Origin of the sequence: Acidovorax facilis, from assembly GCF_050626955.1 — a bacterium.
GTDB classification, from domain to species: Bacteria; Pseudomonadota; Gammaproteobacteria; order Burkholderiales; family Burkholderiaceae_C; genus Acidovorax; species Acidovorax facilis.
The window spans coordinates 2,698,000-2,710,641 of record NZ_CP192460.1 but is presented as its reverse complement, the minus strand read 5'-3'; the positions used below and the strand labels follow the sequence as shown (position 1 = coordinate 2,710,641).

The 12,642-nt window shown below is 66.1% G+C and carries 12 protein-coding genes; 5 read left to right on the top strand and 7 right to left on the bottom strand.

What is annotated here, in order from left to right:
• Positions 1-31: 31 nt before the first annotated feature.
• Complete coding sequence (locus ACQ4MJ_RS12360; RefSeq protein ID WP_176885452.1) at positions 32-454, bottom strand: DUF1810 domain-containing protein; 423 nt, start codon at positions 452-454, stop codon at positions 32-34.
• Between the two features lie 139 nt (positions 455-593).
• On the opposite strand from ACQ4MJ_RS12360, the gene ACQ4MJ_RS12355 reads away from it, so the two are divergent.
• A complete protein-coding gene (locus tag ACQ4MJ_RS12355) occupies positions 594-1,475 on the top strand; it encodes a lysophospholipase (protein ID WP_431152483.1) in 882 nt (293 codons plus the stop codon).
• Positions 1,476-1,522: 47 nt separating this feature from the next.
• Here ACQ4MJ_RS12355 and ACQ4MJ_RS12350 read toward each other — a convergent pair whose 3' ends face one another.
• Positions 1,523-3,217: a hypothetical protein gene (locus ACQ4MJ_RS12350; protein ID WP_431152484.1), complete on the bottom strand. Its 1,695-nt coding sequence runs from the start codon at positions 3,215-3,217 to the stop codon at positions 1,523-1,525.
• A gap of 172 nt (positions 3,218-3,389) precedes the next feature.
• Between ACQ4MJ_RS12350 and ACQ4MJ_RS12345 the strand changes: the two genes are divergently transcribed.
• Positions 3,390-3,857, top strand: a complete 468-nt coding sequence (locus ACQ4MJ_RS12345) for a serine aminopeptidase domain-containing protein (protein ID WP_431173709.1) — start codon at positions 3,390-3,392, stop codon at positions 3,855-3,857.
• 196 nt (positions 3,858-4,053) lie between these two features.
• Here ACQ4MJ_RS12345 and ACQ4MJ_RS12340 read toward each other — a convergent pair whose 3' ends face one another.
• The 4 genes from ACQ4MJ_RS12340 to hemH all read right to left on the bottom strand — a co-directional run bounded on the left by ACQ4MJ_RS12340 (position 4,054) and on the right by hemH (position 9,531).
• Positions 4,054-4,605: a hypothetical protein gene (locus ACQ4MJ_RS12340; RefSeq protein WP_431152485.1), complete on the bottom strand. Its 552-nt coding sequence runs from the start codon at positions 4,603-4,605 to the stop codon at positions 4,054-4,056.
• 317 nt (positions 4,606-4,922) lie between these two features.
• Complete coding sequence (locus ACQ4MJ_RS12335) at positions 4,923-5,594, bottom strand: hypothetical protein (protein WP_431152486.1); 672 nt, start codon at positions 5,592-5,594, stop codon at positions 4,923-4,925.
• 206 nt (positions 5,595-5,800) lie between these two features.
• Positions 5,801-8,293, bottom strand: coding sequence for a Lon protease family protein (locus ACQ4MJ_RS12330; RefSeq protein WP_431152487.1), 2,493 nt, complete (start codon positions 8,291-8,293; stop codon positions 5,801-5,803).
• Between the two features lie 122 nt (positions 8,294-8,415).
• Positions 8,416-9,531, bottom strand: coding sequence for a ferrochelatase (hemH, locus tag ACQ4MJ_RS12325; protein WP_121419588.1), 1,116 nt, complete (start codon positions 9,529-9,531; stop codon positions 8,416-8,418).
• Positions 9,532-9,590: 59 nt separating this feature from the next.
• On the opposite strand from hemH, the gene ACQ4MJ_RS12320 reads away from it, so the two are divergent.
• From ACQ4MJ_RS12320 to ACQ4MJ_RS12310, 3 genes are all read left to right on the top strand, one after another.
• Positions 9,591-10,334, top strand: coding sequence for an HAD-IA family hydrolase (locus ACQ4MJ_RS12320; protein ID WP_431152488.1), 744 nt, complete (start codon positions 9,591-9,593; stop codon positions 10,332-10,334).
• Between the two features lie 110 nt (positions 10,335-10,444).
• Complete coding sequence (locus tag ACQ4MJ_RS12315) at positions 10,445-11,299, top strand: DUF2189 domain-containing protein (protein ID WP_431152489.1); 855 nt, start codon at positions 10,445-10,447, stop codon at positions 11,297-11,299.
• The gene (locus ACQ4MJ_RS12310) at positions 11,296-11,508 is read left to right on the top strand and encodes a DUF2788 domain-containing protein (protein WP_015014900.1); all 213 of its coding nucleotides are present in this window, start codon (positions 11,296-11,298) and stop codon (positions 11,506-11,508) included. Before ACQ4MJ_RS12315 ends, ACQ4MJ_RS12310 begins: the two co-directional genes overlap by 4 nt.
• Positions 11,509-11,558: 50 nt before the next feature.
• On the opposite strand, the gene ACQ4MJ_RS12305 is transcribed toward ACQ4MJ_RS12310, so the two are convergent.
• A complete protein-coding gene (locus ACQ4MJ_RS12305; protein ID WP_431152490.1) occupies positions 11,559-12,596 on the bottom strand; it encodes a tripartite tricarboxylate transporter substrate binding protein in 1,038 nt (345 codons plus the stop codon).
• Positions 12,597-12,642 lie beyond the last annotated feature (46 nt).

The window sequence follows — 12,642 nt, the reverse complement described above, 5'->3', positions numbered from 1 at the left end:
GCCCGCAGCTGCGCAGCCAGCAAGCAGCAAGCTACCCAAGCAGTTGGACCGTGCGCGGGTCTTTTGCCCCGCCGAAATACTTTTGCAGCACCGCCTCGAACACGCTGCCCGGCGCAGAAGCTTCGCCAAACAGCGTCATGCTGGAGCGCAGCTTGAGGTCGTCTGGCGAGCCCAACACATCCAGCGCAGAAGACGTCTCCAGGTCCAGCAGGATCTGGCAGCACTCACGCAAACGGCCTGCGAGCACCGGGTGCGCCAGGTAAGCCTGCGCCTCGGCCATCGATTGAATGGCATAGCGCTGGGCCATGTCGCTGTGCCCCAGCCCCTGTATCTGCGGAAACACAAACCACATCCAGTGCGTGCGCTTTTTGCCCGCCCGCAGCTCGGCGATCACGCGGGGCCAGACGGGCTCCTGGGCTTGGAGGAAACGGTCGAGAACTGGGGGGAGCGGCATGCTGGATTGGGTGGTGGGCTGGTTGCAGTGGATGGTGACTGCGAACCCGTGGCAGGGCAAGAATTGAATGGTGATGGCAGTGCAGGGGAGGGGGCGCGTGCGCGTGACACGCAGTCAGACCCCATGCCAGAATGAACCGATGAGCACCACCACCTCCTCCTTCCAATCCAACGCAGACGGCACCCAGGTCACCACCTACACCTGGGCCCAAACCCCGGGCCAACCTGTGGGCGTCGTTCAACTCTCCCACGGCCTTGCCGAGCATGGCGAGCGCTACGACCGCTTTGCGCGGGCACTGAACGCCGCAGGCTTCATCGTCCACGCCGTGGACCATCGCGGCCACGGGCGCACAGCCGGTGGGCGGTTGGGCGACTTTGGCAGCGCTGGCTTCAGCGGCCTCATTGCCGACGTCGCCCAGTTCGGCGCACTGCTGCGCGCGCAGCACGCCGGCCTGCCGCTCTTCCTGTTCGGCCACTCCATGGGCTCGTTCGCTGCGCAGGCGGCCATCCTGGACCACTCATCCACCTGGTCCGGCGTCATCCTGTCGGGCTCCACCGCCCTCGACCTGTTTGCCGCCGCCATGGCCAACGCCCCGGCCGACGCGCCCGCCGGGCTCGCGGCGTTCAACGCGGGGTTCGAGCACCGCACCGGCTACGAATGGCTGTCGCGCGACGCTGCAGAGGTAGAGGCCTACGTGGCCGACCCGTGGTGCGGCTGGGACATGCCGGACGACGTGATCCCCTCGCTCTTCGCCCCCGCGCCCCGGTTGGCCGACCCCGCGCAACTCGCGCGCATCCGCAGCGACTTGCCCATCCTCATCGCATCCGGCGACGCGGATCCGCTGGCTGCAGGTGGGGTCTTATTGGAGCAACTGGGGCAGCGGTATCGGGATGCAGGAGTGGCCGATGTGACGGTCAAGCTGTACCCGGCGGCGCGGCATGAGATCTTGAATGAGACCAATCGGGATGAGGTGACGGGGGATATCGTGGCGTGGCTGCGGGCGCGTTCCCGCATTGCGTAGTCACAGCTCCCGTAACAGCAGTCTGTTGAAGCGGCTCCCACGCCAGCTCATGCGAACAGCTCTGCCACCCTTTCCAGGAATGCCTGCATGTTCAGCTCGGCGTCCAGCGTTTCGCGGGTGATGACGTCGGCGTTCCCGTGGCGTACCCCGTACTCGATGCGCAGCTGCATGTGGCCGTCGTCGTCCAGTGCGTTGTCGTAGCCCATGCGGAACATGCGCCAGATGTCGCTACGGTGAGCCAGTGCCAGGAATCGATGCTCGTCGAGGCCAGTGATGGGTGGAAAGCAAAGGCACACCACTTTGATCGCGCCCTCACCAGCCCTGCCGGGCAGAGTGGCCACATGGCATCCGAGGCCGTCCGAGGGGATGCGTGAGGAGCCAGGCAAGGTGGAGGCCTTGTCTTGCCACACGCGCGTGAGCTCGGATGCGCCATCCGGACCGGCGAACCTGGCCCAGAAGCCGCCTGGGTCTTTGCGCAGGTCCTGGTGCAAGGCTTCGGTCACTTCATAGTGGTGACAGCGCCGCCCACGCGGGTCGGCGGTGTGAGTCAGCAGCGATGCAGGAATAGGGCGCAGCGCGGCCAGCCAGGCAGCTGTGTCTTGCCAGTGGGCGAGGGGTGGTGTGTGGGCCAGCGCGGCGCGCACGGCCGCCAGGGCCTCGCGCTCCTGAGGGGCGCGCCAATGGCTGCTGTGCTGCCAGTGGTTCTCCAGCTCGCGGGCGATGGCGGGTGCCAGTGGGTTGCCATTGAGGTGGGCGATGACAAGGCGCTGCGCATGCGGGAAGACCTCTTCACGCAGACTGCGCGAGCCGTCGGAGCCGTCAGGGCGGTCCGACCAGGTGTAGGCGTTGCGGTAGGGAGTACGCACCGTGTCGGCGCTGGCGTCGTTGAGCAGTTGGTCCAGCCCATGCAGGTCAGTGCACAGACCCGCCAGGGGCAGCACGCGACCACATACCAGCGCGAGGACCGCTGGCAACTGCGCCAGGCGTTCGAGTGTCCACCGGTGCAGGGAGCCCGGCCCGGGCTCGAAGAACGCCATGCCCAGCTCGAAGGCGGTGTCCTGGTGAGGCTCGGGACCCAGGGCTTGTGCCAGCACAGCGGTACAAGCGTCATGCCACACACGCAGGGTCAGGTTCAGCACCTCATAGCGCATCAGATTCACTGCCAGCACCTGGCGCACAGCACCAAACCGTCGGGCGAGGACGATGGGCGCGTCGGGCTGCTCGGGTGGTGCAGCTTCCAGCTCAAAACCGCTGCTTGCCATAGCGCGCGCCAGGGCAGGGGCCAAAACTTCTCGCACCTCGCTCTCGCCGCGCAGCGCATCTGGCGGGCGAGCCCCCCAGGGCAGCTTTTCGGCGGGCGCCACAGGCGTGGCGGCTTGCGCGAACTCGGTCGGCACTACCCGGCCGTCGGGCAGAAAACCTACGCCCAGCGTTGCGTCATACGCCACCAATCCCAGTGCACCGGCAATCTCCACAGCCGCCCGGTATGCAGGCATCTCATCCACGTTTGGGAGGTCAAACTGCCATGCCGCGCGACGGCAGGCGTTGGCCTGCTGCAAGGGCGTGGTGCGGCCCGTGTCCTTGAAGCGATCCTCGAACCGCAGCGCGAACTCGACAAAGCGCAGGTTCTTGCCATCGGCACGCGCGTGCAGCAACTCACGCATGGCCTCAAGCGCAGCAAAGTTTTCGGGCAGCGGCAGGGCATGGCGCTGGGGGTCGAAGAGGTGAAGGCTAGAGGGCATTGCGGAGCTGGTACTTAGTGATAGAGGGCTGACTCTCGCAGCTTAGCCGCGATCAGGGCCTGGCAGCTTCGCCGCACGAGAGGGACTTCACGCTCGCGTCGCGTAGCAGCATGCCGGCCTCCCGCTCTTCCTGTTCGGGCACTCCATGGGCTAGTTCGCAGCGAAGGCGGCGATTCTGGACCAAGCATCCACCTGGTCCGGCGCGGTCCTGTCAGGCTCCACCGCCCTCGACCTGTTTGCCGCAGGCATGGCCAACGCCCCCGCCGATGCGCCCGCCGGGCTCGCGGCTTTCAACGCAGGCTTCGAGCATCGCACCGGCTACGAATGGCTGTCGCGCGACGCCGCAGAGGTAGACGCCTACTTGGCCGACCCTAGGTGCGGCTGGGACGTGCCAGAAGACGTGATCCTCTCACTCTTCGCGCCAGCGCCCCGGCTGGCCGATCCCGCGCTGCTCGCGCGCATCCGCAGCGATCTGCCCATCCTCATCGCGTCAGGCTACGCGGAACCGCTAACCGCAGGCGGGGTATTGATTCAGCAACTGGGGCAGCGGTGTCGGGATGCCGGTGTGACCGATGTGATGGTCAAGCTGTACCCTGCGGCGCGGCAAGAGATCTTGAATGAGTCCAAGCGGTTGAGGTGACGGGGGATGTTGTGGCGTGGCTGCGAGCGCGTTGACTTCGCGTAGTCGATGCTCGACGCCGTGGTGGCGATCTGGTCATGCCTGTTTTCGGCCAGGAGCAGCCGGTGGCGACAAGTAAGAGCGGACACTCAACGCACCACCATGTAAGCGCGACTGGTCCTCTTGGTGGAGGCGTTAGGCGGCCGCTGGAAGATACTCATTTGGCTGCAAAGTTGCCAATAAAAAACCCAGTAAAAGAGGCCTTCCCGGAAACGAAAACTTCCTGATCCGTCCTGAGCGGGGCGCCGACGTAGTGATCGGCGAGGCAGATAGTTGCTTGAACCGATAGGAGGCTGAGGGTGGCATGCTGGTCGCACCCCTTGCGAGCTCTGAACTGTTCCACCGAAATGACCTTAGCGACGAGAGGAGCTTGCGGTGTGCCGAAGGCCCAAGTGCCTGCCGCGAGCCAGCCACGAGGCGCAACGACTATGGCTCCTGCAGTGATGACAGTGATGAGAGGGTTGATGAACAGCCAGCGCACCCAACGAGTTGGATAGCGCCATTGCATATGGGCAGTGAAACGCGGTTGGGTGAGCAACAGACCGGCGCAGGCAGGGAGGAGGAAGAGAAAGGCCACCAACGCCGCTTGCGTGTACTGAGCGCCGTAGAAAAAAACGAAGCGGCCCCCTTGAACAAGGTCCAGGAAGGCGCCCAGCGAGACAAAGAAGAATGCGGTGAGGACCGCCGCGCGAGCTAGCGGGCTGGTCATTGGCTTCGAGAGTGGCATTAATACCCAGGTGAATACCGTTATAGAGCGCGGAGGCCTTGATAGCCCCCCAACGTAAATTAGACCGAGAAACCTGCGATATAGGATCTCCAACAGCATCGCTCGAACTGTGAGCAAGCCGGATTGTGAATAGATGACTGTTTAGGGAAATGGTGCCCACCGTCTGCTCAGGGCCCAGAGCTGCCGTTAATTGCGACGATGGCGGCTTCCGACAGAGAGTAACAAGGTAGACATTAGAGTCAAATTTGACCGTGGCCGTGCCGGTGAGTGTCTATGTCGGACGAGCACGTAGCGCTCGTTCACAACACCTCAAACCTGGCGGCTGCTAGTGCGTACTCTTTCAGGTCCCTAGCGATCTCCGGCCGTTGTGCAAGGTAGGCACCGATCACAGGGCTCGTCTCTGGGTGATGCAGGTGCCCCAGTCCGTGTAGCGCTGCCATCTGACATTCTTCCGAAGGTAGCCGCAGGATTTTGCCCAACGTATCGAAAATCACGTCTTGCATCTGCTCATCCTCGCCTCCTTTGCCTCTTGCGCGAATGCCGCAGTGCCAATCGTAGGCAATTGAATCCCACCACATATCTGCAGCGGTCTCCAGAGGAACTTTGGAGAACAGCAGTTCGTACAAGTGGAACATTGACCGAACACAACTCTCACGGATATCAAACGGCAATGTTTGATCCCAAATGACCTTCGTTACCGCACATTGGAGGTTGGAACTTTGGATCGCCCAGAAACCTTGGTTTAGTTGCTCCGGGGAATAGTCCTCCAAAACCGTATCCGGCGTCGTGAACAGCGCAATGTAGAAGGAAGCAACTTTCGTGGAGTCGAAAGCGACCTCAGCACGCCAATACCACGGCTTAGGCGAGCCGTTCCCCTGCATCGGAATCGGGACTACGTCGCGGTCGAAGAGAAAGCCCACAAATTCACCAAATGTCGCGTTCCGAAGGTCGTATTGGTCGTAGTCGTCCATGAAAGCTTGAAATGGTGGTTGACGCTTTGGCTATAGCCGCTGATTCGCTCTAGGACTAGTTCGAGTTACTCATGAGGCGTTTTCGCAACGATCAAATGACCGCTGTTGGCCGATAGTACGTGTTCGATGGCAATCGTCGGATGATTGCAACCATTGCCAAGCAGCTAGAACCCGAGCATTCAATTTCGTCGGCCACTGAGCTATATCTACCGACCCCGCACCGCTCGCCCCCTCCGCGCAGCCCCCGCAATCTGACAAGCCCGCCGGTACGCCCGCAAGGTCAACTCCGCCCGCTGCATCACCGTGTCTTCCACGGCCGCAGCACGGTGGGCCAGCTCGTCGGCCTGGGCCTGCAGCAGTTCGGCCGGGCTCATGCCCGACGCCTCGCCGGTCAGCAGCGCAATCCCCTCGCTCACATGCCCCATGGTGTAGACGTGGAACAGCCCGCGCTGCACCGCGTCCAGCACGCTGCGGTCCAGCATCAGGTGGCGTTGGTTGCGGGCGGGGATCAGCACGCCGTGTGTGCCGTCCAGCCCTGCAGTCTGGCAGGCGCGGAACCAGCCTTCGATCTTTTCGTTGATGCCGCCCACGGGCAGCACCTCGCCGTGTTGGTTCAATGCGCCGGTCACGGCGATGCCCTGGCGCAGGGGCAGGCCCGACAGGCTGGACAGCAGCGCGTACAGCTCGGCGCACGAGGCCGAGTCGCCTTCCACGCCGCTGTATTCCTGCTCGAACACGATGGAGGCATTCAGCGCCAGCGGCGCCACGTGGCTGAACAGGGCAGTGAGGTAGCTGTGCAGGATGAGCACGCCCTTGTCGTGGATGGGGCCGGACATATCGACCTCGCGCTCGATGTTGAGCAGGCCCTCTTGCCCGGCAAAGGTGCGCGCGGTGATGCGCACGGGGAAGCCGAAGCGGTAGTCGCCCAGGTCGATCTGCGTCATGGCGTTGATCTGGCCGGTGATGGAGCCTGCCAGCGAGATCAGGCGCTCGCCTTCGGTGATGGAATCGTGCAGTTCTACTTCGGGCTGGTTGTGGCGCTGGGTGCGGGCGGCCAGGGCGGCCTGCACGTCGGCGGCCTGCACTAGCGTGCCGCTGCGCGCCTTGCACAGGGCGGCGCTTTCCATGGCCAGCGCTTCGGTGTGCGCAAAGCGTGCGCTTTGGCGGCGCTGGTCGTCGGCCTCGCGGTGGGTTTGCTCCAGCACCAGGGCCACGGCGTCGGGGCCGAAGTGGGGCAGGCCGCGCTTTTTGCAGACTTGGGCCACCAGGATGGCGGTGGCGTGGTGGGTGGCGGGGGTGGCGGCAAAGTGGTCTGAAAAATCCACCTTCACGCGAAAGCGGCGCGCGGCGTCGGGGTCGGCGTCTTGCAGTGCGTAGTACTCGTCCACCGATCCGATCAGCACGATCTTCACGTCCACGTCCACGGGCTCGGGCTGCAGTGCCACGGCACCGCCGGGGCCATGGCCGGGGCCGCCGCCACCTTCCTCGATCTGCAGGCGGCCGCAGCGCAAAAAGCGGCGCAGGCGCTGCCACAGGCCTTCTTCGGCGGCCAGGTCGTGCAGGTGCAGCAGGATGAAGCCGCCATGCGCCTTGAGCAGGCTGCCCGCGTGGATGCCGGTGTGGTCGGCCTGCACGGTGTCGGTGTCCGAGCCATGTTCGATGCTGCCAAACAGCGTGCGCTGGGTGGGGTTGTCTTCCACCACCACGGGCGCGGCGGTGCGGCCGTGGTTGTCTACCACCAGGTTCACCTGGCAGCGGGCCAGCAGGTCGTCGAGTGCGTCCTTGCGGTCGTCTTCGGCGTCGGTGCCCTGGTCGCTACCGCGTTCGGCGTCCAGGGGCTCGAACAGGTCGATGTCGCCCAGCACAGCCTGCTCCACCTGGTCGAGCCAGTGGGTGAGCTTGACGGTGTCCTTGATCTGCTTGCGCAGGCCCTGGCGGATGTCGTGCAGGGCGTGTTCCACCAGGGGCTTGATGGTCTGGCGGCGCAGGGCGGCCAAGGCCTCGTCGCGGGCGCGCTCCAGCGGGCGGACGGCTTCCAGAAAGCGGGCGATCTCGGTGCGCAGTTCGTGTTCAGCGGCGTCGATCTCTGCGCGACGCTCGCGCGGCAGTGCGCGGGCTTCGGCTTCGGTCAGCGCCTGGCCCTTGGGGCCGGTGAGGGTGAACACCATTTGCCCGCCCTCGCGGGTCAGGCGGAACTGGCGCGCCTCGGCAAACGCGTCGAGCACGGCAAAGGCTTCGCCTTCTTGTGCCTGCCAAGTTTTCTCGATGCGCTCCGCCTCGGCCTTGAAGTCGGCGGCGGCCAGGCGTTTGGGGATGTCGGCCTGCAGGTTCTTGGCCATGTCGGCCATGCCTTGGCGCAGCTGGCGGCCCTGGCCCGCCGGCAGGCGCAGGGCGCGGGGGCGGTCGGGCGTGTCGAAGTTGTGCAGGTAGCACAGGTCGGGCGGCACGGCGCGTTCTGCCGCAGCAGTCTGCATGGCCTGGCGCAGCAGCGATGCGCGCCCGCTGCCCACTTCGCCCAGCACGAACAGGTGGTAGTCGGGCTGGTGCAGCCCCAGGCCAAACTGCGCGGCGGCCTGCGCGCGCTCCTGGCCGATCCAGGGCAGGGGCAGGTCTTGCAGCTCGGCCGTGCTGGCAAAGCCCAGCGTGGCGGGGTTGATCGTCAGCCGCAGCTGGTGGGGGGCGAGGGCAGAAGCGGGCATCAGTACAGGTGTTGGGAGAGGGCAGGTCACCAAAGTTTGCCTGCCATCTCGGAATATGAGTCAAGGCCGCTGGCGCCTGATGGATAAGCGTAAGCAGCTATAAAAATAGTAGTAACCAGCAGTCAGTGCGCCACGGGGCACACGCCTTTGGGTGCCCCACCGGCCAACGCATGGCTGCGCGCATCGGCCAGCGCCGCAGCGGTGGGCACCTCGGTGGGCCAGCCCGCGAGGTGCTGTTGCGCCACGCGGCTCAGCGCCGTGATCCAGTGGCTGTTGTCGTTCAGGCAGGGTATGTAGTGAAACTCCTGTCCGCCCGCGTGCAGGAACGCCTCGCGCACTTCCATGTTGATTTCTTCCAGCGTCTCCAGGCAGTCGCTGGTGAAGCCGGGGCACACCACATCCACCCGGCGGGTGCCCGCCTTGCCCAGCGCCTCGATGGTGGGCTGGGTGTAGGGTTCCAGCCACTTGGCCTTGCCAAAGCGCGACTGGAAGGTGATGCGGTAACGGTCTTCGCGCAGGCCCAGGCGCTCGGCCAACAGACGGCCCGTCTTGCGCGATTCGCAGTGGTAGGGGTCGCCCAGGTGCAGCGTACGTTCGGGCACGCCGTGAAAGCTCATCACCAGCTGGTCGGGTTGGCCGTGGGTCTTCCAGTGCGATTCGATGGTGCGGGCCAGCGCGTCGATGTAGCCGGGGGCGTCGTGGTACCGGTTCACAAACCGCAGCTCGGGCACATTGCGGGTAGCGGCGGCCCAGGTGTACACGGCGTCGAACACGCTGGCCGTGGTGGTGGCTGAGTACTGCGGATACAGCGGCAGGATGAGGATGCGCGTGGCGCCCTCGGCCTTGAGCGCATCGAGCTGGCTGGCGATGGACGGGTTGCCGTAGCGCATGGCGTGGCGCACCAGCACCGCGTGGCCTGCCTCGCCCAGCCAGCCCCGCAGCAGCGTGGCCTGCTTGGCCGTCCAGTGCGCCAGGGGCGAGCCCTCGGGCGTCCAGATGCTGGCGTATTTGGCGGCCGACTTGGCCGGGCGCGTGCGCAGGATGATGCCGTGCAGGATGGGTAGCCACACGAGTTTGGGGATCTCCACCACGCGGTGGTCACCCAGGAACTGCGCCAGATAGCGGCGCACGGCGGGGGCCGTGGGTTCGTCGGGCGTGCCGAGGTTGCACAGCAGCACTCCAGTGCGTTCGGCCTGGCCGTGGGTGTAAGGGGGTTCGGTGTGGAAGGGTGAGCGCATGCCCCGATTGTGGCAAACGGACCGGCCCTTCGGTGACCGTGGAGTATTCTCTGCAGACCATGCCCGATTCCCCCGCTGAACTGCCCGCTGCCCAGCCCACCGCGCTGCAGCTGGACACCTCCCGCATCCGCGCCATCTCCATCGACCTGGATGACACGCTCTGGCCCATCTGGCCCACCATCACGCGGGCTGAACGCGTGCTGCTGGACTGGCTCACGCACCATGCGCCCGCCACGGCAACCTTGTTCTCCAGCACCGAATCGCTGCGCGCCATCCGCAACCAGATGGTGGCGCTGCGACCCGACCTGCTGCACGACCTGAGCGCGCTGCGGCGCGAGTCCATCCGCCTGGCGCTGACCCAGGCGGGCGACGAGCCCGCGCTGGCCGAACCGGCGTTTGACCTGTTCTTTGCCGAGCGCATGCGCGTGGAGCTGTTTGACGACGCACACGACACGCTGGCCTTCTTGTCGGCACGCTACCCGGTGGTGGCCGTCTCCAATGGCAATGCCGACGTGCACCGCATCGGCATCGGCCACTACTTTCGCCACAGCATCAGCGCATCGGAGTTTGGCGTGGCCAAGCCCGATGCGCGCATTTTTCACGCTGCCGCTACGGCCGTCGATGTGCTGCCCCACGAGGTGCTGCACGTGGGCGACGATGCCAGGCTGGATGCGCAGGGCGCGCTGAACGCGGGCATGCAGGCTGTGTGGATCAACAGCGCCAACCACCCCTGGCCGCACGACGACACACCGCCCCATGCCACGGTGGACAGCCTCACTGCGCTGTGCAGGCTGCTCGCCTGACCGGCTGCGCTGGCCCGGTTTCTTGCCTCAGGTCAAGGTTTGGGCGTGCGGTGGTTGAAGCCGTTGCCCGATAAGGTCACACTCACCCGTCGCTCAGCGACCCCCTCACCATGCCCCGTACTCCCCCCCCGTTGCCCACCATCCGCACCATCGGCCTCATGCAACCCATGGCCTGGCTGGTGCTGGCCTGGCGCGACATGGCGCGGGCGGGCTGGATCAGTTTTGCCCATGGGCTGGCACTCACGCTGTTTGGGGCTGCCATCTTTGCCGTAGCGCACCACCGCTTCTGGCTGCTGGCGGGGGCGCTGTCGGGCTTTCTGGTGGTGGCGCCAGTGCTGGCCACCAGCCTGTATGCGCTGAGCCGCGCGCTGGAGCGTGGCGAGCCCGCCAACCTGGGCGTGGTGCTCAAGACCTGGTTCAACTGGCAGAACAGCCACGTGAACAAATGGGGCAACGACTACTGGTGCATGGTGCAGTTTGGCGCCCTGCTGGCGCTGGCGGCCTCGGGCTGGGTCATGACTTCGGCGGCGCTCATCACGCTGCTGGCGCCGGTGCCGATCGAGACACCGCTCGACTTTCTGCGCCACGTGGTCATGGCGCGCGATGGCTGGCTGTTTGAAATCTGGCTGGCCCTGGGCAGCCTGATGGCCGCGCCGATTTTTGCGTCCAGCGTGGTGGCCATGCCGCTGCTGCTGGACCGCCGCGCCACGCTGCTGCAGGCGGTGCTGACCAGCTGGCAGGCCGTGGTGGTCAACCCGCTGCCCATGGCGTTCTGGGCGGCGATCATCCTGGGCTTTACCTTGCTGGGCCTGGGCTCGCTGCTGCTGGGCCTGATCGCCGTGATGCCCATGCTGGGCCACGCCAGCTGGCACGCCTACCGCGACCTGGTGGATGCATCCAGCCTGCCCGAGCGCGACCTGGCTGCACCCGCTGCACCGGCGCGTACGCCTGGAGGGGCATCGTGATATTTGGCTTCACCGAGGCACAGATCTCGGGCTTCTTCCTCACCTATGGCGTGGGGGCGTTCATCGCCTACATGCTGTTCATCATCGGGCAGCTGGCGTGGGAATCGAAGGCCGGGCGGTTTGGCACCTTTGTGCTCTTCCTGGGCCTGGGCGTGGGGTTTCTGGGGTTCCTGGCCAAGGTGGTAATCCAGTGGTGGCTGGAGAAGTGAGCGGGCCAGAAATCCTCTGAGACCACCGCACGGGCTCTGCAGCAGCCGCCTCAGCGCGGCCAGGACCGCAGGCCCAGCTCCTGTGCCAACTGGCGGTAGTCGGCCAGACTGCGTTGCACGAACTCCTCCAGCGCCGCGCCGGTGCGTGCAAACGGGTACAGGCCGTACTGGCTGCACAGCGCGGCATAGCCGGGGGCGGCCAGCGCATCGGCAAAAGCCGTCACCCAGGCGCGCACGGCGGCATCGGGGGCGCTGGCGGCCATGTACAGGCCGCGCACCGTGGGCCAGACCAGGTCCACGCCCTGCTCACGGGCTGTGGGCAGATCGGCCAGTGCGCCGGGCAGGCGGGCCTGGGCCAGCACGGCCAGAAAGCGCAGGGGTGCGCCTTTTTCCAGGGCCTGCCGGGCCTCGGCGGCATCGCCGGTAAAGACGCCGATGTGGCCGCCGCGCAGGGCCTTGAGCGCCTCGCCGCCGCCTTCGAATGACACAAAGCGCATGCGCTTGGGGTCCTGCCCGGCGGCGCGGGTCAGCAGGGCGCCTTTCATCCAGTCCTGGCTGCCCAGGGTGCCGCCCGCGCCAAACACCACGCGGGCCGGGTCCTTGCGCAGCGCGGCCACCACGTCTTGCAGGCGCTGGTGGGGCGATTCGCGGTGCACGGCCACCACGCCGTAGTCGGTGCCCAGGGTGGCGATCCAGCGCACGGCGCTCACCGGGTGCGGGCCAAAGCGGCCCTGTGCGATGTTGAGCAGCGAGCCGCTGGAGAACGCCACCAGCGTGCCTGGCCCGCCCAGCCGTCCGGTGGCAACCTGGTCAAACGCCATGGCGCCGATGCCGCCGGGCAGGTAGCGTGTGTGCAGCGGTGGGCGTGCGGGGCGCACGGCTTGCACGGCCTGCGTGGCCAGGCCGCAGGTCAGGTCGAACCCACCACCGGGGCGGGAGGGGGCGATGCACTCGGCGGGCTCCAGCGATGCGTCGGCCGCCCACGCAGCTGGCGTGTGCGCAGCGCCTGCGGTGCCCGCCAGTGCTGCCAGCCACTGCAGGGCGTGGCGGCGGGGCAGGGTGGGGAAGGGGGGTGGTGCGGATGGCATGCGGGGCGAATTCTGGCGGAATCTGGGGCGCTGCGGGATGGGGGTT

Excerpts from the sequence above, each read along its gene's own strand:
- ACQ4MJ_RS12360 (WP_176885452.1), bottom strand. The coding sequence starts at position 454 with ATGCCGCTCCCCCCAGTTCTCGACCGTTTCCTCCAAGCCCAGGAGCCC.
- ACQ4MJ_RS12340 (WP_431152485.1), bottom strand. The coding sequence starts at position 4,605 with ATGACCAGCCCGCTAGCTCGCGCGGCGGTCCTCACCGCATTCTTCTTT.
- ACQ4MJ_RS12335 (WP_431152486.1), bottom strand. The coding sequence starts at position 5,594 with ATGGACGACTACGACCAATACGACCTTCGGAACGCGACATTTGGTGAA.
- ACQ4MJ_RS12320 (WP_431152488.1), top strand. The coding sequence starts at position 9,591 with ATGCCCGATTCCCCCGCTGAACTGCCCGCTGCCCAGCCCACCGCGCTG.
- ACQ4MJ_RS12330 (WP_431152487.1), bottom strand. The coding sequence starts at position 8,293 with ATGCCCGCTTCTGCCCTCGCCCCCCACCAGCTGCGGCTGACGATCAAC.
- ACQ4MJ_RS12305 (WP_431152490.1), bottom strand. The coding sequence starts at position 12,596 with ATGCCATCCGCACCACCCCCCTTCCCCACCCTGCCCCGCCGCCACGCC.
- ACQ4MJ_RS12350 (WP_431152484.1), bottom strand. The coding sequence starts at position 3,217 with ATGCCCTCTAGCCTTCACCTCTTCGACCCCCAGCGCCATGCCCTGCCG.
- hemH (WP_121419588.1), bottom strand. The coding sequence starts at position 9,531 with ATGCGCTCACCCTTCCACACCGAACCCCCTTACACCCACGGCCAGGCC.
- ACQ4MJ_RS12355 (WP_431152483.1), top strand. The coding sequence starts at position 594 with ATGAGCACCACCACCTCCTCCTTCCAATCCAACGCAGACGGCACCCAG.
- ACQ4MJ_RS12315 (WP_431152489.1), top strand. The coding sequence starts at position 10,445 with ATGCCCCGTACTCCCCCCCCGTTGCCCACCATCCGCACCATCGGCCTC.